The following is a 21,676-nucleotide window of genomic DNA, read 5'->3' on the forward strand; positions in this document are numbered from 1 at the left end:
GGGGAAGAAGGGCTCAAGACGCGCCATCTGCGCCTCCGTCAGCCAGAAAAGATCAGACATGGTCACCGCTCGTTTTTCGAACCGTGAATCACGCCGAAATGCGGAAATCAATGGGTCCTGACCCTAGAAAGACTACCAGATGAAAACACAAAAACTGCTGCATGATCGCACCTTTCCCCATCAAGCGATAGGGCCAGCTGGGCAGTCATGGCCGACCGCTGTGTTGCGGCAACATTTTGGATGACCGAGCAACTGTGACACCAGCGCTCCAACAGGGTGAACCTCCCCCTTCGCATCCTTCGACCTTCCATGTCGGCTAGCCTCTTTCCCGTGCCGGCAAATCCGTGCATAAGCGCCGGCATCAAGAAACCTTTGCAAGGACCAGACCGATGCACGATATTCGCGCGATCCGAGAGAACCCCGCCGCTTTCGATGCGGCCCTGTCTCGTCGTGGGGTTGCGCCGGTCTCTTCCGAAATCCTCGCCATCGACGAGGCGCGCCGGGCCAAGATCCTGGAAGCCGAAACCGCCCAGGCCGAGGCCAATGCCGCGGCCAAGGCGATCGGCGCGGCCAAGGCTGCCGGCAATGAGGACGAATTCAATCGCCTGCGCGCGGAAGTCTCTGAGAAGAAAGCCGATATCGCCCGCCTTCAGGACGAGGCCAAGGCCGAGGATGCCCGCCTGCACGACCTGCTCATGGGGCTGCCCAACCTTCCTCATGACGACGTGCCCGAGGGCGAGGACGAAGACGACAATGTCGAGATCCGCCGCTGGGGCACGCCGCGTGAATTCGACTTCGCCCCGGTCGAGCATTTCGAAATTCCCGCCGCCAAACCCGGCATGGATTTCGAGACCGCCGCCAAGCTGTCAGGCAGCCGTTTCGTGCTCCTGTCGGGGGCGATGGCCCGCCTGCACCGGGCGCTTGCGCAATTCATGCTGGATTTCCATGTTGAAAATCATGGCCTTGCGGAAACCATCACGCCCGTCCTTGTGCGAGACGAGATGATGTATGGCACCGGGCAATTGCCCAAGTTCGGCGAGGACAGCTACAAGACCACCAATGGCTGGTGGCTGATCCCGACCGCCGAGGTGACGCTGACCAATATCGTCAACGGCGACACGGTCGAGGCCGCCACCCTGCCCCGCCGCTATGTCGCGCACACCCAGTGTTTCCGCTCCGAGGCGGGCAGCGCGGGCCGCGATACCTCGGGCATGCTGCGCCAGCACCAGTTCGAGAAGGTCGAGATGGTCTCGGTCACGCATCCCGACGAGAGCGAGGCCGAGCACCAGCGCATGACCGACTGCGCCGAGGCGATCCTGCAAGCGCTGGAGCTGCCCTATCGGACGGTCGTGCTCTGCACCGGGGACATGGGCGCCGGCGCGCGCCGCACCCATGACATCGAGGTCTGGTTGCCAGGGCAGAACACCTATCGCGAGATCAGTTCCGTATCCACATGTGGCGACTACCAGGCGCGGCGCATGAATGCCCGCTTCAAGCCCGAGGGCGGCGGCAAGCCGCAATTCGTCCATACACTGAACGGGTCGGGTCTGGCCGTGGGCCGCGCGTTGATCGCGGTGCTGGAAAACGGCCAACAGGCCGATGGCTCGGTCACCCTGCCCACCGCCCTGCACCCCTATCTGCGCGGCAAGACGGGCATCGCTGCCGACGGCTCACTGGTCTAGGTTTTCAAGGCTGCCCGGCCGATAGGCCGGGTCGCCCGCCAGCCTTTGCTCTACGCTCGCATGAAGCTGGTCCCGGCTGTCCGGCCCATCGCGCCATGCCCGAAAGAAACGACCATCGGGCCGCTCATACGGGAAGAGCGGGTCGGGGTCGCAGGTTGGCAGGGCGTCTTCCTCAAGCAAGGCAAGCCGCCCCGCCCCGCGAAACACCCAATCCTGGGCCAGCGCGGCCAGCGGTTGTTCGCTGCCCGACCCGCCGACGGTGCCGTGATGGCCCACGAACCAGAGCTGCTGGTAAGGTCTGAGTGGCCCGGTCCGCCCCTCGTTCAGGCCCTCCGCCCCGTCGAGGTTGTTCCATAGCGCGGGACGATAGAATTTGCGGGTCTCGTCCAGCGCGACCGCATGGCGCGCGCTTCTGACAAGGCTGGACAAGACCATGTCGTGGAACCGGTAGCGCAGGTTCCACAAGGCCGCCACGGGCCCCAGCACCGCCACCGGGATGCCCCTGGCGCCCACCGTATCCCAGACCCCCATATAGGCGATATCCACGATCGGCACGTCCCGGCCCCGCGCCTCGACCTCCTTTTTCGAGGTCGCATAACGCGGCGACATGCGCACACGTTCTTCCCGGATATGGTCGGCATCCGGATGGTTTCGCTCGCCGCGCTTGCGATAAAGCTTGAAGGCGGCATTGATGCTTTCGGGGCTGGTATCCTCGACGATGCCGCATTTGCGGATCATCCCTGCGACCGACCGCGCCGTGTAGGCCCCACGGGAAAAGCCAAAGAGGTAAATCTCGGGGTTTTCGGTGAACTTGTGCGCCTCGGCGATGAACTGGTAGGCGCGCTTGACCTTGCCATCCAGGCCCCAGCCGAACGCCCCGCCGCCCCATTTGTTCAAGAACCGCTGAACGGGCCCATCGAACTCGCGTTCCGTTCCAACGCCGGGGAAATAGGCCACCAGCTGATCACGGGCGGCCTGGTTGACCAGGGCATCGCGGAGCTTGACCACGTGGGTCGGCTCGGCCAACTTTGGCGAATTCCAGGTTCCGTCGCACAATACGACTATCCGGGTCATGACGACCTCCAGAGGTTGACGTTACGGAACCATCATCAGCGTGGCACGTTTTGCGTCAAGTAGGCCTAACCTGACCTGATCCACCCTGCCCGACAGACCCGTAGAAATGATATGAAACACGCAAGCGCTGCCCTGACCCTTCTTCTGACCCTGACCTTCGTGCTGTCGCCTCTGGTCACCGATCCATTCTCAGGTTTTCGGGCCGATCAACTGCCCAACCCCCAAATCGACCCGCCGGTGCAGCCGGCCGGCTATGCCTTTGCCATCTGGGGGCTGATCTATTCCTGGCTGACAGTTTCGGCGCTTTTCGGCTTGTGGAAACGGGCGGACGATCCCGGTTGGAACCGGATGCGCGCGCCGCTTCTGGTCAGCCTTGCCATCGGGACGCCCTGGCTGTGGATCGCCAACCAAAGCGCCATCTGGGCCACGATCACCATCTTCGCCATGGCAATCGCGGCCATCGCCGCCGCCCGGCGCAGCCCAGCCCATGACCGTTGGCTGGCCCATGCCCCCGTGGCCATCTATGCTGGCTGGCTTACGGCGGCCTCTTTCGTGTCACTGGGGAGCACGGCGGCGGGTTATGGCCTGATGACCGGCCCGATGGGCTGGGCCTACCTGGGCATTGCCGGGGCCACGCTCAGCGCAATCGCGGTCCTGTTCGGCCTGCGCTGGCGGCTGGAATATTCGCTGACGCTGGCCTGGGCCCTGACCGGGATCATCGTGGCCAATGGCAGCCAGGCACTGGCCGTCAGCCTGACCGCCGCCATTGCCATTGCTCTGGTCGCCGGTGTCAGCGCGCTACAGGCGCGGGCCTCTCCGGGTTGATAAGACCGAAGAAGCCCGCCAAGGCGCAGCCTGCACCCGGTTGGCTCGGCGTCTTCACCGCAGAAGGCGGGCGGTTGCGCTAGATCGGGTGACGCCTAGTTGTCGGCGGGGCCTTTGCCCAGATGCTTGCGCAGCCGCGACGGGGTCGACTTCTTGCGGTTCTTGTAGGGGTTCTTGTCCGCCTGCGACCGCATGGTCAGGCGGATCGGCGTGCCCGGCATGTCGAAATCTTCGCGCAGGCCGTTGACCAGGTAACGCGTATAGCTTTCCGACAGTTTCTCGGGGTTGGAACACATCACGACAAAGCCCGGCGGCCGGGTCTTCACTTGTGTCATGTAACGCAGCTTGATGCGCCGCCCGCCCGGTGCGGGGGGCGGGTGCGCCTCCATCATGCCGGTCAGCCAGCGGTTCAGCTGTGCCGTGCTGACCCGGCGGTTCCAGACTTCGTAGGCCCGCAGAACGGCATCGTGCAGCCTGTCCAGACCACGGCCCGTCTTGGCCGAAACGGTAATCAGCGGCGCGCCCCGCAGCTGTGGCAGAAGCCGATCGAACGCCTCCTTGAGGCCCTTCAACTTGGCCTGCTTGTCCTCCTCGATATCCCACTTGTTGACAGCGACGACCACCGCGCGCCCCTCGCGCTCGGCCAGGTCGGCAATGCGCAGGTCCTGCTGCTCGAAGGGAATCTGGGCGTCCAGCAGCACGATCACGACCTCGGCGAACTTGACGGCCCGCAGCCCGTCGGAAACCGACAGCTTCTCGACCTTGTCCTGCACCTTGGCACGTTTGCGCATGCCCGCGGTGTCGAACAGGCGCACCGGCGTGCCGCCCCATTCCATCCGCACGGAAATCGAGTCGCGCGTGATCCCTGCCTCGGGGCCGGTCAACAAGCGGTCCTCGCCCAGGATCTTGTTGATCAACGTGGACTTGCCCGCGTTCGGGCGCCCTACAACGGCGACCTGCAAGGGCTTTTCGGGCGTCGGCATCCGCAGGGTGTCGGCGTCTTCGGCATCAGCCTCCTCGTCGATCGCGACATCCGTGTCCGGCGCATCGCGTGCCGCGCGTTCGGCGAATTCATCGGCCAGCGGCTGAAGGATCGCGAGAAGCTCACCCATGCCCTCGCCATGCTCTGCCGACAGGCGCAGAGGCTCGCCCAGCCCCAGCGCATAGGCCTCAAGGACCCCGGCATCGGCGGCGCGCCCCTCACCCTTGTTGGCCCCCAGGATGACGTGGGCATTCTTGCGGCGCAGGATATCGGCAAAGACCTCGTCGGTCGGGGTCACGCCCTGGCGCGCGTCGATCAGGAACAGGCAGATATCGGCCATTTCCACCGCGCGTTCGGTCAGCCGCCGCATCCGGCCCTGAAGGCTGTCATCGGTGGCGTCTTCCAACCCCGCCGTATCGATCACCGTAAAACGCAGATCCCCGAGCCGCGCCTCACCCTCGCGCAGGTCGCGGGTCACGCCGGGCTGGTCATCGACCAGCGCCAGCCGCTTGCCCACCAGGCGGTTGAACAGGGTGGATTTGCCCACATTCGGGCGGCCCACGATGGCGAGAGTGAAGCTCATGACAATGTCCTATCGGATCAGAGCCGCCCGATACACCCTTTGGCCGTCAACGAAAAGCCAGCAATTGCCCCCGCTTGGACAGGACGTAAAGGGTGCCGTCCGCGACCACGGGGTTCGAGGTCGCCCCGCCGCGGATCTCCAGCGTTCCGATCAGGCTGCCATCGACAGGGTCGAATTGCCGGATCAGCCCATCAGAAGACGCGACGATCAGGCGGCCGCCAGCCAGAACGGGTCCGTAATGCTCGTACCGGGTGCTCTGACGACGTTCGCGGCGCTCCACGAATCCGGGCAGTTCCACGCGCCAGATCGTGCTGCCATCGGTGGCATCGAGGCGCAGCACCTCGCCCAGGTCGTTGACCATGAAGACCGACCCGCCCACCGGCCAGACCGGCCCCACGGCGCCTTCGGTCACGGTCCAGATACGATCGCCATCGGCCAGTCTGAGGGCGGCAAGCCGCCCCGAAAGATTGCCGACATAGACCCGGTCGCCGTCGATCACCGGATCACCTGCAAGGTCCGAAATGGTCGAAGCCGCCTGTCCGGGCCGTTGCCCCGTTACATTCGAGGCCCAGCGTCGCAGCCCTCCCTGCGGGAACGCGGCCATGACCTCGCCGGTCGGGAAAGGAAAGACGGCGATGTCGGGCGTCACCGCCGCCCCGGCGCCACCCGCGAAATTCGCGGTGGGCGGTGTGCCCGAAAGCGTCCACCGGACACGGCCGGTTTCCATATCCACGGCCCAGGCGCGGCTGTCTCGGGCGACCACATAGGCCAGCCCGTTGCGGATCGTGGGCGCCGAGGTGCCGGGTGCATCCAGATCCTGCACCCAAAGCTCGGTGCCGCTCGCCGCGTCCAGCGCCACCAGTTCCCCGAACCCCGTGTTTACCAGCACGGTGGCCCCGTCGCTGGCCAGACCGCCACCGGACGCATCCCGCAGGTTGTCCGAAGCCGGGGCCAGGCTGCGGGACCAGAGCGTTTCACCGGCGGTGCTCGTCGCCACGACCTGGCTGCGGGCATCAAGCGTGAAGACACGACCGGCCGCCACGACCGGATCGGCGGTGATCCGGTGCCGACGGCTGTCGCCATCGCCGATATTGACGGCAAAGGCCGGGGCCAGCGCGGCGGGCAGCGCGGGATGGGTTATCGCGTGTTCCGGCCCCCCATTACGATGGGTCCAGTCGCTGTTCCGGGCCATGTCAGGCAGGGAAATCGGGCGTGCTTCGTTCGGCGTGGCCACCACCGGCTGCGGGTCGCCGTCGAGGTCGGCACGAATATCCAGACGTTCGCCGGACAGGATAACGTCCTGGCCGCCACAGGCAGACAGGACACCAAGGGCCAGCAGCCCCGCCAGAAGTGATTTACCAGTCACGCTCTTCCCCCTGTCCCGGTTTCGCGGTCGGTTCCTCGCACGGTCATTGCCCGCCGGGCAGCGCCAGATCGCCGATCTCGCCCCCAAGAGCCACAATCATCTGCAGCGCGCGATCACGCAAGCCCCGCGTTGCCTCGGCATCGACGGCGATGGCGCCGAACTGGTCGATCGCGGCCTGGCTGTTGCCCTGCTCCACGTCCAAAAGCGCCAGTTGCTCCAGTGCCACCATGCGGAACGGCGCCCCGGGCTGTGCCAGCCCGGACAGCGCCGCACGGCGGCTGTCGATATCCTGGGCGCCGCCGTCGATCATCGCGGCTTTCAATGCGGCGAGGTCGCGGTAGACCGGCGGCACATCGGAATCCGCCGACACGGCCCCAAGCGCGTCCAGCGCACCCTGTAGATCGCCGGCCTCCTGCAGGTCGGCCGCGGCCAGCAGGTTGTTCACCGCCAGAGCCGCACCCTCGGTCTCGATTTCGAGCAAGGCCTCGGCGCGGGCTTCCGGGGCGTCCTGCTGGATCGCGGCCAGCATCGCGTCGCCCCGCGCCTGAGCCTCTGCCCGGCTCTGGGCCTTGCGCCATTCGTTCCACGCCGTGCCGCCGACCAGCAGAAGCACGACAAGCACGGCGATCCAGCCATAGCGCCGAAGATACTGGAACAACTGGTCGCGGCGGACCTCTTCGGTCACTTCGTCGATGAAACTGTCGGTGTTGCTCATGCACGCCCCTCTTGCCGCCGCGGACGTTGCGCCGCCGCGATTTGGACCCTCATATCGCGAAGCCCCGCCAAGTGACAAGACCGCCCCGCGCCCGGGTCTTTTCGCATCTGCAGAAGAATGCTTGCGGCAAGGGTTGGTTTTTTCTAAACTGAACTGGTCGGTTTAGCACATGACCGCGTAGAACAAGTAATTTGGAATTCACGTCCTGGATGCCCATCTGCAAAGGGTTCGGACACGAAGGAAAGACCGATCATGCGTTTGATGCCGATCCTCACCGCCATCCTGGTGTCTCTGACGCTCTATTTCCTGATCTTCGAGCGCGAAACCGTGCTGGCCATTGCCCAGGTCAACCCGCCCGAGAACGCTGAGGAGGCTGCCGATGAAACCGGCCCCGCCCCGGTCAGCGTAGTGGTCGAGACCTCGACCGCGCAGTCGGTCGACAGTGCGGTCGTGCTGCGCGGCAGAACCGAGGCCGCCCGCCAGGTCACGGTCGCCGCCGAAACATCCGGTCAGGTGATTTCCGATCCGATCCGCAAGGGGGCCTTCGTCGAAGCCGGCGACGTGATGTGCGAGCTTGATCCGGGCACACGGGAAACCAGTCTTGAGGAGGCGCGCGGCCGCTTGCGCGAAGCCAGGGCGCGTTTGCCCGAGGCCCGCGCGCGAATCCCCGAGGCAGAGGCTGCCCGTGCCGAGGCCGCCGCCCGTCTGGCCGAGGCCAATTCGCGGTTGGTCGAAGCCCGCGCCCGGCTGCGAGAGGCCGAGATCAACCAGAATGCCGCGGCGCGGCTGTCAGAGGACGGCTTCGCCTCCGAAACCCGCCTGGCCAATGCAGAAGCGACCCTCGCCTCGGCTCAGGCCGGCGTGACCTCTGCCGAGGCCGCCGTGGAGGGGGCGCAGGCCCGCATCCGCAGCGCCGAAGCGGGGGTCGAGAGCGCCCAGGCCGGTGTCGAAGGGGCCCGCGCCGGGATCCAGTCCGCGCAGGCGGCCGTGGCCGCGGCCGAACGCGAGCTCGACAGGCTGACCATCACCGCGCCGTTTTCCGGCCTGCTGGAAAGCGACACGGCCGAACTGGGCAGCCTGATGCAGCCCGGCGCGCCCTGCGCGATCGTGATACAGCTGGACCCGATCAAGCTGGTCGGCTTCGTGCCGGAAGCCGATGTTTCGAAGGTCGAAGTCGGGGCCATGGCCGGCGCCCGGTTGACCAGCGGCGAGCAGGTGCGCGGCGAGGTGACGTTCCTGTCCCGCTCGGCCGACGAGAACACCCGCACTTTCCGCGTCGAGATCGAAGTCGCCAATCCCGATCTGGCGATCCGCGACGGCCAGACCGCCGAGATCCTGATCGCATCGGCGGGTCGGTCCGCACACCTGCTGGCCGGATCTTCCCTGACGCTGAACGATGACGGTGACATCGGGATTCGGGCCGTGGATCAGGACAACACAGCCCGGTTCATGCCCGTCAGCGTGTTACGCGACACCGTTGACGGCATCTGGGTGACCGGGCTGCCCGAGAGCGTGGATGTGATCGTGGTCGGCCAAGAATACGTGCGCGACGGCGTGCCCGTCGAGCCCACCTACCGGGAGGCCAAGGGATGACCGGCATCGTAGACTGGGCCGCAAACCACGCTCGTATGATCATTGCTTTCATCGTCCTCTCGCTGGTTGCGGGGGGCGCATCCTATGTGGGCCTGCCCAAGGAAGGTGAGCCGGATATCGAGATCCCGGCCCTCTTCGTCTCGGTGCCCTTCCCCGGCATTTCGGCCGAGGATGCGGAAACCCTTCTGGTCAAGCCTATGGAAGCCGAACTTCAGGATATCGACGGGCTCAACACCATGTCGTCCACTGCCGCCGAAGGCTATGCCGGCGTGGCTCTGGAATTCGAATTCGGCTGGGACAAATCGCGCACCATGGCCGATGTCCGCGATGCCATGAACAGCGCCGAGGGCAGCTTCCCGTCCGGGGCCGATCAGTATTCCATCAATGAGATCAATTTCTCTGAATTCCCGATCATTATCGTGAACCTGACGGGCGAGGTGCCCGAACGAACGCTGATCGAAGTGGCCGAAAGGCTTCAGGACGAGGTCGAAGGCATCGATGCGGTGCTTGAGGTCCAGCTGACCGGTCAGCGCGAGGAAATGCTCGAAGTCGTGATCGATCCGCTCAAACTGGAAAGCTACAACGTCACGGCCAATGACCTGATCAATGTCGTCACCCAGAACAACCTGCTTGTGGCGGCCGGCGAAGTGACCAGCGAAACTGGCGATTTTTCGGTCAAGATTCCGTCCTCTTTCGACGATGCCCGCGATGTGTATGACCTGCCCGTCCGCACAAATGGCGATCGGGTCGTCACCCTCGGCGACCTCGCCGAGATCAAGCTGACCTTCGAAGACAGGGTAAGCACCGCGCGATTCAACGGCACCACGACGGTGGCGTTGCAGGTGGTCAAGCGCAAGGGCTTCAACCTTATCGACACCGCCGCCGAGGTGCGCGACACCGTCGACGCGTCCGTGGCCGAGTGGCCGGAGGACCTGCGTCAGGCCGTTCAGGTCGGGTTTTCAAATGACCAAAGCAGGGTCGTCGCCTCGATGGTCAGCCAGCTGGAAGGCTCGGTGCTGACGGCCATCGCACTGGTGATGATTGTGGTGCTGGCCGCGCTCGGGATACGACCGGCCCTGCTGGTTGGCTTTGCAATCCCGACCTCGTTCCTTCTGTGTTTCGCGCTGTTCGCGGTGCTGGACGTGACGATTTCCAACATCGTGATGTTCGGCCTGATCCTAGCCGTGGGGATCCTTGTCGACGGCGCCATCGTGGTGGTCGAATATGCCGATAAGCGCATTTCCGAAGGCACAGGCCCCATGCATGCCTATGTCGAGGCCGCCCGGCGCATGTTCTGGCCCATCGTCAGCTCCACGGCGACCACGCTCTGTGCCTTCCTGCCGATGCTGTTCTGGCCGGGCGTTGCGGGCGAATTCATGGGGCTGTTGCCGGTCACGATCATTTTCGTGCTGACCGCCTCTCTGATCGTTGCGCTTATCTACCTGCCAGTCATGGGTGGCGTCACCGGTCGCATGAGCCGCGTCTTCGGGCACTGGTCCGATGCCCTTTCGGCCCGCCTGCCCTGGCTGGCTCGGGTGGCGTTGGTGATACCGGCGATCCTGTTTGCCTATGCGGGGGCGATGCTGACGCTCAATCCCGGCTATTTCTCGGGCGAGGCCGTCCAGACCGACGGTCTGCTTGCCTCGCTGCCGGGGATCGCGATGTTCCTGGCCGGGTGCATCGCCGTCGCCGTCACGGTCGGTGCGGCCAAGGTCGCCCGTAAGCCCAAGCGCATTCGGGCCGGTTATCGCCGCAGCCCCTTTGGTCACGTCATCAACTTCATCGCTGGCAACCCGATCATGCCGGTTGTCTCGATCATCGGCATCGGCTTTCTGGTGATGTCCGTCTTCACTTATTTCGGGGCCAACAACAACGGGGTGGAATTCTTCGCCGAAACCGAGCCGGAACAGGCCATCGTCTACGTTCAGGCCCGCGGCAACCTGTCGATCGAGGAAAAGGACGCCCTGGTGCGTCAGGCCGAACAGGTGGTCCTGGCGCAACCGGGAGTCGATACGGTGTTTGCCTTCGCCGGCGAGGGCGGTTTGAACCAGAATACCGGCGGCGGCCAGGGCCCACGCGATACGATCGGCCAGCTACAGCTGGAGCTGATCCCGTGGGAAGAGCGCGCTGGTTATGCCCGCTACAACGACGTGTCACTGGACGCGCTGGACGGCGATGTCGTGATGGAGAACATCCAGACCGCCCTCGACACGATCCCCGGCATACAGACCGAAATCCTGAACCTTTCGCGCGGCCCGGCAACGGCCAAGCCCGTGCACCTGCGACTGACCGGAAATGACTGGGCATCCCTTCGCGAGGCGACAGCCATCGCCCGCGACCGCTTCGACAGCACCACAGGTCTGATCCAGATCGAGGACAGCCGCCCCCTGCCCGGCATCGATTGGGAAATCGAGGTCGACGTTGAGAAAGCGGGCCGCTACGGCGCCAATGTGGCCTCGGTCGGGGGCATGGTGCAACTTGTCACGCGCGGTATCCTGCTGGACACCTACACGCCTCAGGGCAGCGACGAAGAGATCGAAATCCGTGTGCGTCTGCCGCGCGAAGACCGGGTCCTCTCTACACTGGACAGCCTCAAGGTGCGCACCGATTCCGGGCTCATTCCCCTGTCGAATTTCGTCACGCGCAAGCCGGTTCCCGAACTGGCCCAGATCGACCGGGTCGACCAGCAACGCTACTTCGATGTGAAGGCGGGCGTTGAAGAGGGGCTCGTCAAATTCGTCACCGATGGCGCCGATGAGACAACGACAACACTGGGCACGTTCCGTGAAGTTCCCGAGCCGGCCAACGTCTCGGCCGCACGAACAGTCGAGACCACGGACGGCACGCTATATGAACTGGTGAAGCTGGACAGCGCCGGTGCCATCGCCGACGTGCAGCAGGCCCTCTCGGCCGGTGAGGCCCGCCCGGTCGTCCTCAATGGCAATGAACGGATCGCGGTCCTGACCGACTGGCTCGAAGGGGAACGCCCGCTTCCCGCCGGCGTAAGCTGGGAATGGACCGGGGACCAGGAGGATCAGGCTGAAAGCCAGGCCTTCCTGCAAACCGCCTTTGCCGGGGCGCTCGGCCTGATGTTCATCATCCTGCTGGCGCAGTTCAACAGCTTCTACAATGCCACGCTGGTTTTGCTGGCGGTGGTGCTGTCCACAACGGGCGTCCTGATCGGTATGCTGGTCATGGACCAGCCGTTTTCAATCATCATGACAGGCACCGGGATCGTGGCTCTGGCCGGGATCGTCGTGAACAACAATATCGTGTTGATCGACACCTATCAGGAATACGAGAGATACATGCCGCGGACCGAGGCGATCACCCGCACCGCCGAGGACCGGATTCGCCCTGTCCTGCTGACCACGACAACCACGATGGCGGGTCTGTCGCCGATGATGTTCGGGATCAGCCTCGATTTCTTCGGCGGCGGCTATTCGATCGACAGCCCCACCGCGCTGTGGTGGAAGCAGCTGGCGACAGCCGTGGTCTTCGGGCTGGGCATCGCCACGATGCTGACGCTGGTCTTCACCCCCTCGATGCTGGCGCTTCGGGTCTGGGTGACGACTTATGCCCGATGGGCGGCGCAGGGCCTGGCCAAGCTGGGATCGGGGCGTGGCAGCCGCATCGCCCGGGACTGGGCGCTGGAACGCGAGGCGCGCCGCACACGCGTGCCTGAAATCCAGTGGGAGGCCTTCGACGGCTTCACCGAACCGGAAGAAGACCAGGTTATCGCCCCCGCTTCGCCGCCCCTGCGCGCCGCCGAGTAGCCTTTGGGGCCGGATCGCGGGTCAGGACTCACCAGACACAGCCCGCTGGGGGCGGCGACGCGGCATTCGGGTGGCGTTCATGAGCCCATGTCCAACGTTTGTCGGGTGGCCTGTCGACAGACTGCGGGATGGCGACCGACGCCTTTTCTGCGCGCATTATCTCTGCCATGTCCGCGCACCGCATGAGCGATGAACCAAGCTCAACCTGAGCGCCAGCCCCGCAAGCGGTCTGGCGACAGGCCGGCACCTTAGGTGCTTTTCGGCCCGGGCTACAGAATGACCGCTTCGTCCCGCCAAGCCACCCTTTCGATCAGGCGGCCTGTTCCTCGGCCTGCTGGCGCGCCCAGAGCTGGGCATAGCGTCCGGCCCGCGCCAGAAGGGCCTCATGAGTGCCCTGTTCGACGATCTCGCCCTTTTCCAGCACGACGATCCGGTCGGCATCGGCGATGGTGGACAGGCGGTGCGCGATGGTGAGCACCGTGCGGCCCTTGCCCATCGCCTTCAGCTCGGACTGGATATCGCGTTCGGTATCGGTGTCCAGCGCGCTGGTCGCCTCGTCCAGCAGCAGGATCGGCGGGTTCTTCAAAAGGGTGCGGGCGATGCCCACGCGCTGTTTCTCACCGCCTGACAGTTTCAGGCCGCGCTCGCCCACCTGGGTGTCATAGCCCTCGGGCAGACCCATGATGAAATCGTGGATCTTGGCCGCCTTGGCCACGGCGATGATCTCGTCCTCACTGGCCCCGTCGCGGCCATAGGCGATGTTGTAGCGAATCGTGTCGTTGAACAGGACGGTATCCTGCGGCACCACGCCAATCGCATCGTGCAGGCTGTCCTGGGTCACGTCGCGAATATCCTGATCGTCGATCCGGATCGCCCCGCCCGAAACATCGTAAAAGCGGAACAGCAACCGCCCGATGGTCGATTTCCCCGAGCCCGAAGAGCCGACGATCGCGACGGTCTCGCCCCCGGATACGGTCAGCGAAACCCCCTTCAGAATGGCGCGTTCGGCATCATAGCCAAAGGACACCGTATCGAAGACCACTTCACCGGATTTCACATTCAGAACCTTCGCGCCCTTCTTGTCGGCAACATCGGGCGGTTGTTCGAGCAAATCGAACATCTCGCCCATATCGACCATGGCCTGCCGGATCTCGCGGTAGACCGATCCGAGGAAGTTCAGCGGCATGGTGATCTGGATCATGTAGGCGTTGATCATGACGAAATCGCCGGTGGTCAGCGTGCCATCCTGCACGCCCAGCGCGGCCATCACCATCACGAGAACCAGCCCGGTGGTGATCACGAAGGCCTGCCCGAAATTCAGGAAGCCCAGCGTATAGGCCGTTTTCAGCGCCGCCTTCTCATAAAGCGCCATGGCGCCGTCATAGCGACCGGCCTCGCGCGCCTCGGCGCCGAAATACTTGACGGTCTCGAAGTTCAGCAGGCTGTCGATGGCCTTCTGGTTGGCATCCGTGTCCTGCTCGTTCATTTCCTTGCGGATGCGTACGCGCCATTCGGTCACCTTGAAGGTGAACCAGATGTAGATGGCGATGGTCACCGCCACGACCCCCAGGTAGCTGAACCCGAAATGCCACAGCAAGATCACCGCGATCATCAGCAGTTCGAGGATCAGCGGCCCGATGCTGAACAACAGAAAGCGCAGCAGGAAGTCGACGCCCTTGACCCCGCGTTCGATGATGCGGCTTAGGCCACCTGTCTTGCGGGTGATGTGATAGCGCATGGACAAGCGGTGAATATGGGTGAAGGTCTCCAGAGCAAGTTGCCGCAGGGCGCCCTGGCCCACCTTGGCGAAGATCACGTCGCGCAATTGCTGAAAACCGTTGGTCATCAGCCGCGCCATGCCATAGGCCACGGTCAGCCCCACCGCGCCCAGCGCCAGCAGCATCGCGTCGCCCGCCTCGCCCGACAGGGCATCGACGACCAGCTTGTAAAGCATCGGCCCGACCACGGCGACCAGCTTGGACGCGAACAGCGCCACCATCGCCAGAACCACACGCCGCTTCACCCAGGGCTTGTCTTCGGGCCACAGGTACGGCGCGACACGGCGAATGACGTTCCAGCCCTCGATGGGCTGGTTGTTCAGGTTGGCATCTGTCGTCTGGAGGCGGCGCATGGGCAGTCCTTCTAGGGCAAGGCTTGTTAATTAGGCGCCTTGACCGGCAAAGACCAGTGCCGCCCCTAGATCATCTGCAAAAGCCGCTGTTTTTCCCCGCCATCCATCGGGTCCGACAGGGCCTCGGCCAGCCCTTCCAGTGCGGCAATGTTGTGGCCCGCGCGGAAGGCATCCACATGCGGCAGCATCTCTCGGATACCACGGGCCTTGGGGGCGAACTCATCCCAGCGCAGCAGAGGGTTGAGCCAGATCAGCTGACGGCAGGACAGGGCCAGCCGTTCGACCTCGCGGCCCAGCGCGCGCGCATCGTCACGGTCCAGCCCGTCGGTGATCAACAAAACCACCGCCCCCTGCCCGAGCACCCGGCGCGACCAGTCGCGGTTGAAGTCATGCAGGCAGGCGGCGATCCGGGTCCCGCCCTCCCAGTCCTGGGCCTCGGCCCCGGCATCGGCCAGCGCCTGGTCCACATCCCGCGCCTTCATGTGGCGGGTGATATTGGTCAGCCGGGTGCCGAAGGTGAACGCATGCACCTTGGCCCATCCCTGCCCCTTGGCATTGCTGATCGCGTGGACGAAATGCAGCACCGCCCGCGAATATTGCGACATGGAGCCGGAGATATCGCAGAGCACCACGAGGTTCGGGTAACGAATACGGCGGCGGCGGGTCTCGAAGGCGCGGATCTCGCCGCCATTGCGCATGGCGCGGCGCATGGTGCGCCGCCAATCGGCCAAAGGCCCGGCCACCGCCTCGGTCCGTCGGGATTTCACCGGGCGCACCGGCAGGGTCATCCGCGCCAATATGCGCTTGGCCCGGGCCATCTCCTCGGTGCTCATCTGTTCGAAATCGAGCGTCCGCAACCGTTCTTCGGCGGAAATGGTGGCCGAGGCATCGACCTCGATCACTGTCTCCTCGCCGTCCTCTTCCCGGTCCGGCCGGTCCGGTTCGATCCCGTCCAGCAGAGCCTCGGCCGCGCGTTTCTCGGCCGGTTTGGCCAGCTCTTCCTCCTGCATGCCGCGAATGGCGGGCAGCATCATGGACATCATGTGTTCGAGGAATCGCGGATCGCGCCAATAGAGGCGAAAGACCTGCCCGAAGACGCGCAGATGCTCGGGCCGGGAACAGAAACAGGCCTGAAGCGTCCAGTAGAAATCCTGCCGCTCGGTGAAACCCGCCGCCTCGACCGCGCGGATCGCCTCAATCACCCGCCCCGGCCCCACCGGCAGCCCCGCCTTGCGCAGCGCGCGGGCGAAATGGGTGATGTTGCGCGCCAGCTTGCCATCCTCGGGCAGGTCAAGCGGGGGATAATCCACCATCAGGCCGGTGACAGCTCGGCGCGGGCCTCGTCGAGGATGCGCTTGGCTTCGGACCCTTCGATGCGGGCAATGTCGTCCTGGTATTTGAGGATCGCCCCCAGCGTGTCGGCGATGACCTGCGGGCTGAGGTCGATGGCATCCAGCGCAAGCAGGCATTTGGCCCAGTCGATGGTTTCCGCCACGCCGGGGCGCTTGAACAGGTCCTCACGGCGCAGGCGCTGGACGAAGGCCACGATCTCTCGGCTGAGGGTCTCGGTCGCCTCGGGCGCGCGGGCCTGAAGGATCTCGATCTCGCGCTCGAAACTTGGGTATTCGACCCAGTGATAGAGACAGCGCCGCTTGAGCGCGTCATGCACCTCGCGCGTGCGGTTCGAGGTCAGGATGACGATGGGCGGCTCTGCGGCCTTGATCGTGCCCAGTTCGGGGATCGTCACCTGGAAATCCGACAGCGCCTCCAGCAGGAAGGCCTCGAAGGGTTCGTCGGTGCGGTCGATCTCGTCGATCAGCAGGACGGGCGGGCCGGCCTCGTGCGGGCGCATGGCTCGCAGCAGCGGCCGCTCGACGAGGAAATCCCCCGAGAAAAGCGAGCGTTGCAAGACGTCCTTGTCGGCATTGCCCTCGGCCTCGGCGGCGCGGATCGCGACCATCTGGGCGGGAAAGTTCCATTCGTAGACGGCGCTGGCCGCATCCAGCCCCTCGTAGCATTGCAGACGGATCAGGTCGCGGCCCAGGGCGGCGGACATGGCCTTGGCGATCTCGGTCTTGCCGGTGCCCGCCTCGCCCTCCAGAAACAGGGGCCGGCCCAGTTTCAACGACAGGAAAACCACCGTCGCCAGGGCCCTGCCGCAGACGTAATTCTGCTCGGCCAGCGCCGATTGCACCTGATCAATGCTTTGCATGTCATATCCTCCGGCAACCATGCTGCAAGGGGGGCACGCCGGGGTCAAGCGACGCATTGCCCCGCCCCGTCCAACGCGCTAGGCCTCTGCCAGAGCAAGAGGAGATGCAGATGAGCGACCCGCACGCCCCCGGACATGGCCCCGAACTCGGACAGTTTGACTGGGCCGACCCGCTTCGGATGGAAACCCAGCTGACCGAGGACGAGCGTATGCTGCGCGACGCAGCCCACGCCTTTGCGCAGGACCAGTTGCAGCCGCGGGTGCGTGACGCCTACGCGATGGAAGCCGCTGACCCGTCCGTGTTCCGCGAGATGGGCGCAGCCGGGCTTCTGGGGGTTACCATCCCCGAGGAATATGGCGGGCTGGGCGCGGGCTACGTGACCTATGGCCTTGTCGCGCGAGAGATCGAGCGGGTCGATTCGGGCTATCGGTCGATGATGTCGGTGCAGTCGAGCCTCGTGATGTATCCGATCCATGCCTATGGCAGCGAAGAGCAGAAACAGAAATACCTGCCGGGCCTCGCCTCGGGCGAATTGATCGGCTGTTTCGGCCTGACCGAACCGGATGCTGGCAGCGACCCGGCTGGGATGAAGACCCGAGCGGAAAAGACAGCAACCGGCTATCGCCTGACCGGGTCGAAGATGTGGATTTCCAATTCGCCCATCGCCGACGTTTTCGTCGTCTGGGCCAAGTCCGATGCACATGACGGCAAGATCCGGGGATTCGTGCTGGAGGCAGGAACGCCCGGCCTGTCGGCACCCAAGATCGACGGCAAGCTCAGCCTGCGCGCCTCGGTTACAGGGGAAATCGTCATGGACGGGGTCGAGGTGGGAGACGAGGCCCTGTTGCCCGGTGTGCAGGGCCTCAAGGGGCCATTCGGCTGCCTGAACCGCGCCCGTTATGGCATCGCATGGGGTGTGATGGGGGCGGCCGAGGCCTGCTGGCACGCGGCGCGCCAATACGGGCTGGATCGCAAGCAATTCCAACGCCCGTTGGCCCAGACCCAGCTGTTCCAGAAAAAGCTGGCCGACATGCAGACCGAAATCACGCTTGGCTTGCAAGGCGCGTTGCAACTGGGCCGGCTGATGGAACAGGGTCAGGCCGCGCCGGAAGGCATCAGCCTGATGAAGCGCAACAATTGCGGCAAGGCGCTGGAGATTGCCCGCCATGCCCGCGACATGCACGGCGGCAACGGTATTTCCGGCGAATTCGACGTGATCCGCCACATGATCAATCTGGAGACCGTGAATACCTACGAAGGCACCCATGACGTGCATGCGCTGATCCTGGGTCGCGCTCAGACCGGTTTGCAGGCCTTTTTCTAGGCGGAAAACGGCGTATTCCAGAAAATGGCCCCGGTCTTGCAAATTCTGGCCGTATATCCAGATCATGAAAGCCGGGAACGGTGAACAGGCGAGGATCCATGGCCGATCAGGAACTGCTATACGACCTGCAACTCGAAGGGCTCGACGCGAACGCCTGGCTTGCCCGGGTGGAAGAGATCTGCGGCGAAATCGGCTATTGCGAGCTTCTGGGCAATCACCACCTGGCCATGCAGATCGATGCTGGGCCACGCCTGTTCGTAAGCTTCGAAAACATCCCCTCGGCCCGCAAGTTCAACCCCGAAGCCGCGCCGCGCGGCTGGTTACTGGCGCGGGATCGTGGGTGGTCTTGCCTCACGATCCTTTCCAAGGATCCCGAAAACTGGTTCCGCGATCCCGCCATTTATGCGTTTTTCGACCGTTTGATCGACGACGGGTATTTCGACGAGTTCGAGGACGTTCTTTTCTACGGCGCGGGCGGTGCGGGCTATGCCGCCGCGGCCTATTCTGTCAGTGCGCCCGAGGCACGGGTGCTGGCCCTGCGCCCGCAGGCCACGCTCGACCCGGCCCGCGCGCCTTGGGATCGCCGCTTCATGGCCCAGCGCCGCAAGGATTTCACCAGCCGTTTCGGCTATGCCCCGATGATGCTGGAAACCGCCAGCCAGGCCTGGATCGTCCATGACCCGATGGTGCCCGAGGACGCGATGCACGCGACTCTGTTCGAGGCGCCGAACACCACCCTGCTGCGCACGCCGCATCTGGGCCTGACGCCGGAACGCGACCTGTCGCTGATGCGGGTGCTCGACGACATGATCGACGAGGCCATGGACGGCACGCTCGATGCCGCGAGCTTTGCCGGCTACTGGCGCGCGCGCCAGGGGCACCTGCCCTATCTGCGGACCCTGTTTCATATGCTTGAAGAAGATGGCCGCGACCGATTGCTGGCAAAACTGTGCCGCTTCGTGCTGCGCGATACGAACCGCCCGCTCTTCGCCAAGAAACTCGCCCAGATCGAAGCGCGCGGCGCGGACGCCACGACCATGTCCCAGTCCGAGGACGCCTAGCGCCCGCGTTTTTCCAGGGCAGCCTGCGCCGCCGCCAAGAGGCGCAGCGCGAAATAGCCCAGTGCGGCCGCAATGGCGACGCCCAAGGGCGACCCCGTATCGAACAGCGCACACAACACGCCCGCCCCGACCAGCGCCAGGATGAAGGCCAGCAGGCGCGTTTCGCCCTCTTCGAAAGGGATGTGCGGGGCGAGGGCCCGGGCCAGCGGCCGCGCCAGCGGGGCCTCGATATGCGGGGTCAGGAACCCCGCGACGAAAGCGATGATGAAACCGAACATGCCGTTCTCCTTGGACTGTCGTAGATTTGGGCAAGACGGCCGGCCGTTCAAGGTGAAAACGCATGCGCTGTCATCCGGGGAATGCAGGCTGGAAAGCGCGCGCGCGACGGTGTATGGCCACCCCCATGACCAAACCTGCGCCCACACGGTTGACGATCCGCCGCCCCGATGACTGGCACCTGCATCTGCGCGATGGCGCGATGCTGCAGGGTGTCCTGCCCCATTCCGCCGCCCATTTCGGCCGTGCGATCATCATGCCGAACCTCGTGCCCCCGGTGGTGACCGGTGCGCAGGCCGCGGCCTATCGCGACCGGATCATGGCCGCCCTGCCCGAGGGCAGCACCTTTACCCCGCTGATGACCCTCTACCTGACCGAGGACACCGACCCCGAGGACGTGGCCCGCGCCCATGCCGACGGGCTGGTGACGGCGGTAAAACTTTACCCGGCGGGGGCGACGACCAATTCCGCCAGCGGCGTGCGCGATTTCGACAAGGTGCGCCCTGTGCTGGAAAAGATGGCCGAGATCGGCTGTCCGCTGTGCGTTCATGGCGAAGTGACCGACCCGGAGGTCGATATCTTCGACCGTGAAGCGGTGTTCATCGACAAGGTCCTCAAGCCGATCCGCAAGAAGACCCCGGACCTGCGCGTGATCATGGAACATGTCACCACCCAGGACGCGGTGGATTACGTGCGCGACACCCACAAGAACCTGGCCGCCACCATCACCACCCATCACCTGATCATCAACCGCAACGATATCCTCGTTGGCGGGATCAAGCCGCATTTCTACTGCCTGCCCGTGGCCAAGCGCGAACGTCATCGCATCGCCCTCGTCCAGGCCGCGACCAGCGGCGACAAGCGGTTCTTCCTTGGCACGGACAGCGCCCCGCACACCGATGCCAACAAGTTGCAACCCTGCGGCTGCGCCGGCTGCTTCACCGCGCCCAACACCATGAGCTGCCTTGCAGAAGTCTTTGATGCGGCGAAGAAACTTGGCCAGCTGGAGGCCTTCACGTCACTCAATGGTCCGCGCTTCTACGGGTTGCCGGTCAACGAAGAGACCATCACGCTGACCAAGGGCGAACCGGTTGCCTATCCGGCGCAGGTCGATACCGGCGACGGGCCCGTGACGGTCTTCGACCCCGGTTTCCCGCTGCATTGGCGGATCGAGGCCTGAACCGCCGGGCCATGAGTTTATTTGCCAAGATGAAGACAGGAGCACCGCGCCCATGATCCCCGCCTCTTTCCCTGACAAGTCCGAGATCGCGCGCCTGACCGCGCGGATGCTGATCGAGATCGAGGCGATCCATTTCAATGCGCGCGAGCCCTTCACCCATGCCAGCGGCAAGCAGGCACCGACCTATATCGACTGCCGCAAGCTGATCTCCTACCCGCGGCTTCGGTCCGTTCTGATGGATTTCCTGGCCGTGACGGTGATGCGCGAAGCCGGGTTCGAAGCTTTCGACAACATTGCCGGCGGTGAAACCGCGGGCATTCCCTTTGCCGCCTTCGTGGCCGAGCGGCTGGCCCTGCCGATGACCTATGTGCGCAAGAAGCCCAAGGGCTACGGCCGCAATGCACGCATCGAAGGCGCCATGAGCGAAGGCCAGCGGGTGCTCCTGGTCGAGGACCTGACCACCGATGGCGGCTCGAAACTGTCTTTCGTGGATGCGATCCGCGAGACCGGCGCAACTTGCCGGCACACTGCCGTGGTGTTCTATTACGGCATCCATGCCGGGGTCGAGGAAACGCTGGCCGAGCATGACGTGAACCTGATCCATCTGTGCACCTGGTGGGACGTTCTGGCCGAGGCTCGCGCGATGGAAGCCTTCGACGCCGAGACCCTCGATGAGGTCGAATCCTACCTGCGTGATCCGGCCGGATGGGCCGAGGCCCGAGGATAAGCCGAGATTTCTTGGGGACAACCTGTGGGCTGATTGACCGGGTTCCGGGGCTTCGCCGCACCGGGCAGCGCATATATCGTGGGACTTGGACAGGCACCCACCAGATATGCTAGGCTGGCGCCGGCAAAGTCGTGCAAGGCGGCCTTGTCCACAGCCTGTCCACAGGGT

At 64.7% G+C, this 21,676-nt stretch carries 16 protein-coding genes; 8 read left to right on the forward strand and 8 right to left on the reverse strand.

The annotated features are described in order from the left end of the window. Positions 1–389 precede the first annotated feature (389 nt). The gene (gene serS / locus DFK10_RS10535; RefSeq protein WP_109388994.1) at positions 390–1,682 is read left to right on the forward strand and encodes a serine--tRNA ligase; all 1,293 of its coding nucleotides are present in this window, start codon (positions 390–392) and stop codon (positions 1,680–1,682) included. Here the strand turns inward: serS and DFK10_RS10540 are convergent. Continuing rightward, a complete protein-coding gene (locus DFK10_RS10540; RefSeq protein ID WP_109388995.1) occupies positions 1,671–2,756 on the reverse strand; it encodes a DUF2235 domain-containing protein in 1,086 nt (361 codons plus the stop codon). The two genes, serS and DFK10_RS10540, sit on opposite strands and share 12 nt — an antisense overlap. A gap of 111 nt (positions 2,757–2,867) precedes the next feature. Here DFK10_RS10540 and DFK10_RS10545 point away from each other — a divergent pair, with 111 nt between their 5' ends. After that, a complete protein-coding gene (locus DFK10_RS10545; RefSeq protein WP_109388996.1) occupies positions 2,868–3,581 on the forward strand; it encodes a hypothetical protein in 714 nt (237 codons plus the stop codon). A gap of 95 nt (positions 3,582–3,676) precedes the next feature. Here the strand turns inward: DFK10_RS10545 and der are convergent, their stop codons facing one another. From der to DFK10_RS10560, 3 genes are read right to left on the reverse strand one after another with little or no spacing between them, the layout of a single operon-like run. Continuing rightward, positions 3,677–5,146, reverse strand: coding sequence for a ribosome biogenesis GTPase Der (gene der / locus DFK10_RS10550; protein WP_109388997.1), 1,470 nt, complete (start codon positions 5,144–5,146; stop codon positions 3,677–3,679). A 46-nt stretch (positions 5,147–5,192) separates the two neighbouring features. Continuing rightward, positions 5,193–6,512 carry a PQQ-like beta-propeller repeat protein gene (locus DFK10_RS10555; RefSeq protein ID WP_109388998.1) on the reverse strand — a complete coding sequence of 440 codons (1,320 nt, stop codon included), beginning with the start codon at positions 6,510–6,512 and terminating at the stop codon, positions 5,193–5,195. Positions 6,513–6,555: 43 nt separating this feature from the next. Next, positions 6,556–7,227: a hypothetical protein gene (locus tag DFK10_RS10560; RefSeq protein ID WP_109388999.1), complete on the reverse strand. Its 672-nt coding sequence runs from the start codon at positions 7,225–7,227 to the stop codon at positions 6,556–6,558. 252 nt (positions 7,228–7,479) lie between these two features. On the opposite strand from DFK10_RS10560, the gene DFK10_RS10565 reads away from it, so the two are divergent. Then, positions 7,480–8,820, forward strand: a complete 1,341-nt coding sequence (locus DFK10_RS10565) for an efflux RND transporter periplasmic adaptor subunit (protein WP_109389000.1) — start codon at positions 7,480–7,482, stop codon at positions 8,818–8,820. Continuing rightward, positions 8,817–12,596 (forward strand): efflux RND transporter permease subunit, encoded by a 3,780-nt coding sequence (locus tag DFK10_RS10570; RefSeq protein ID WP_109389001.1) that lies wholly within the window; start codon positions 8,817–8,819, stop codon positions 12,594–12,596. The genes DFK10_RS10565 and DFK10_RS10570 overlap by 4 nt, the downstream gene beginning before the upstream one ends. A 310-nt stretch (positions 12,597–12,906) precedes the next feature. Here DFK10_RS10570 and DFK10_RS10575 read toward each other — a convergent pair whose 3' ends face one another. The 3 genes from DFK10_RS10575 to DFK10_RS10585 all read right to left on the reverse strand — a co-directional run bounded on the left by DFK10_RS10575 (position 12,907) and on the right by DFK10_RS10585 (position 16,939). Beyond that, complete coding sequence (locus tag DFK10_RS10575) at positions 12,907–14,727, reverse strand: ABCB family ABC transporter ATP-binding protein/permease (RefSeq protein ID WP_109389002.1); 1,821 nt, start codon at positions 14,725–14,727, stop codon at positions 12,907–12,909. Positions 14,728–14,792: 65 nt separating this feature from the next. Next, positions 14,793–16,040 (reverse strand): vWA domain-containing protein, encoded by a 1,248-nt coding sequence (locus DFK10_RS10580; RefSeq protein WP_109389003.1) that lies wholly within the window; start codon positions 16,038–16,040, stop codon positions 14,793–14,795. After that, positions 16,040–16,939: an AAA family ATPase gene (locus DFK10_RS10585; protein ID WP_109389004.1), complete on the reverse strand. Its 900-nt coding sequence runs from the start codon at positions 16,937–16,939 to the stop codon at positions 16,040–16,042. Before DFK10_RS10585 ends, DFK10_RS10580 begins: the two co-directional genes overlap by 1 nt. A 110-nt stretch (positions 16,940–17,049) precedes the next feature. Between DFK10_RS10585 and DFK10_RS10590 the strand changes: the two genes are divergently transcribed. Both DFK10_RS10590 and DFK10_RS10595 read left to right on the forward strand, forming a co-directional pair. Then, complete coding sequence (locus DFK10_RS10590) at positions 17,050–18,264, forward strand: acyl-CoA dehydrogenase (RefSeq protein ID WP_235866823.1); 1,215 nt, start codon at positions 17,050–17,052, stop codon at positions 18,262–18,264. Between the two features lie 98 nt (positions 18,265–18,362). Further along, positions 18,363–19,325, forward strand: coding sequence for a hypothetical protein (locus tag DFK10_RS10595; RefSeq protein WP_109389006.1), 963 nt, complete (start codon positions 18,363–18,365; stop codon positions 19,323–19,325). Here DFK10_RS10595 and DFK10_RS10600 read toward each other — a convergent pair. Beyond that, positions 19,322–19,603 (reverse strand): hypothetical protein, encoded by a 282-nt coding sequence (locus tag DFK10_RS10600; protein ID WP_109389007.1) that lies wholly within the window; start codon positions 19,601–19,603, stop codon positions 19,322–19,324. The two genes, DFK10_RS10595 and DFK10_RS10600, sit on opposite strands and share 4 nt — an antisense overlap. Before the next feature lie 125 nt (positions 19,604–19,728). Between DFK10_RS10600 and pyrC the strand changes: the two genes are divergently transcribed. Together pyrC and DFK10_RS10610 are read left to right on the forward strand one after the other, a co-directional pair. After that, positions 19,729–20,781 (forward strand): dihydroorotase, encoded by a 1,053-nt coding sequence (pyrC, locus tag DFK10_RS10605; RefSeq protein ID WP_109389073.1) that lies wholly within the window; start codon positions 19,729–19,731, stop codon positions 20,779–20,781. A 52-nt stretch (positions 20,782–20,833) separates the two neighbouring features. Continuing rightward, positions 20,834–21,508, forward strand: a complete 675-nt coding sequence (locus DFK10_RS10610; protein WP_109389008.1) for an orotate phosphoribosyltransferase — start codon at positions 20,834–20,836, stop codon at positions 21,506–21,508. Positions 21,509–21,676: the final 168 nt, after the last annotated feature.

This window comes from Salibaculum griseiflavum (assembly GCF_003129565.1).
Taxonomy (GTDB): domain Bacteria; phylum Pseudomonadota; class Alphaproteobacteria; order Rhodobacterales; family Rhodobacteraceae; genus Salibaculum; species Salibaculum griseiflavum.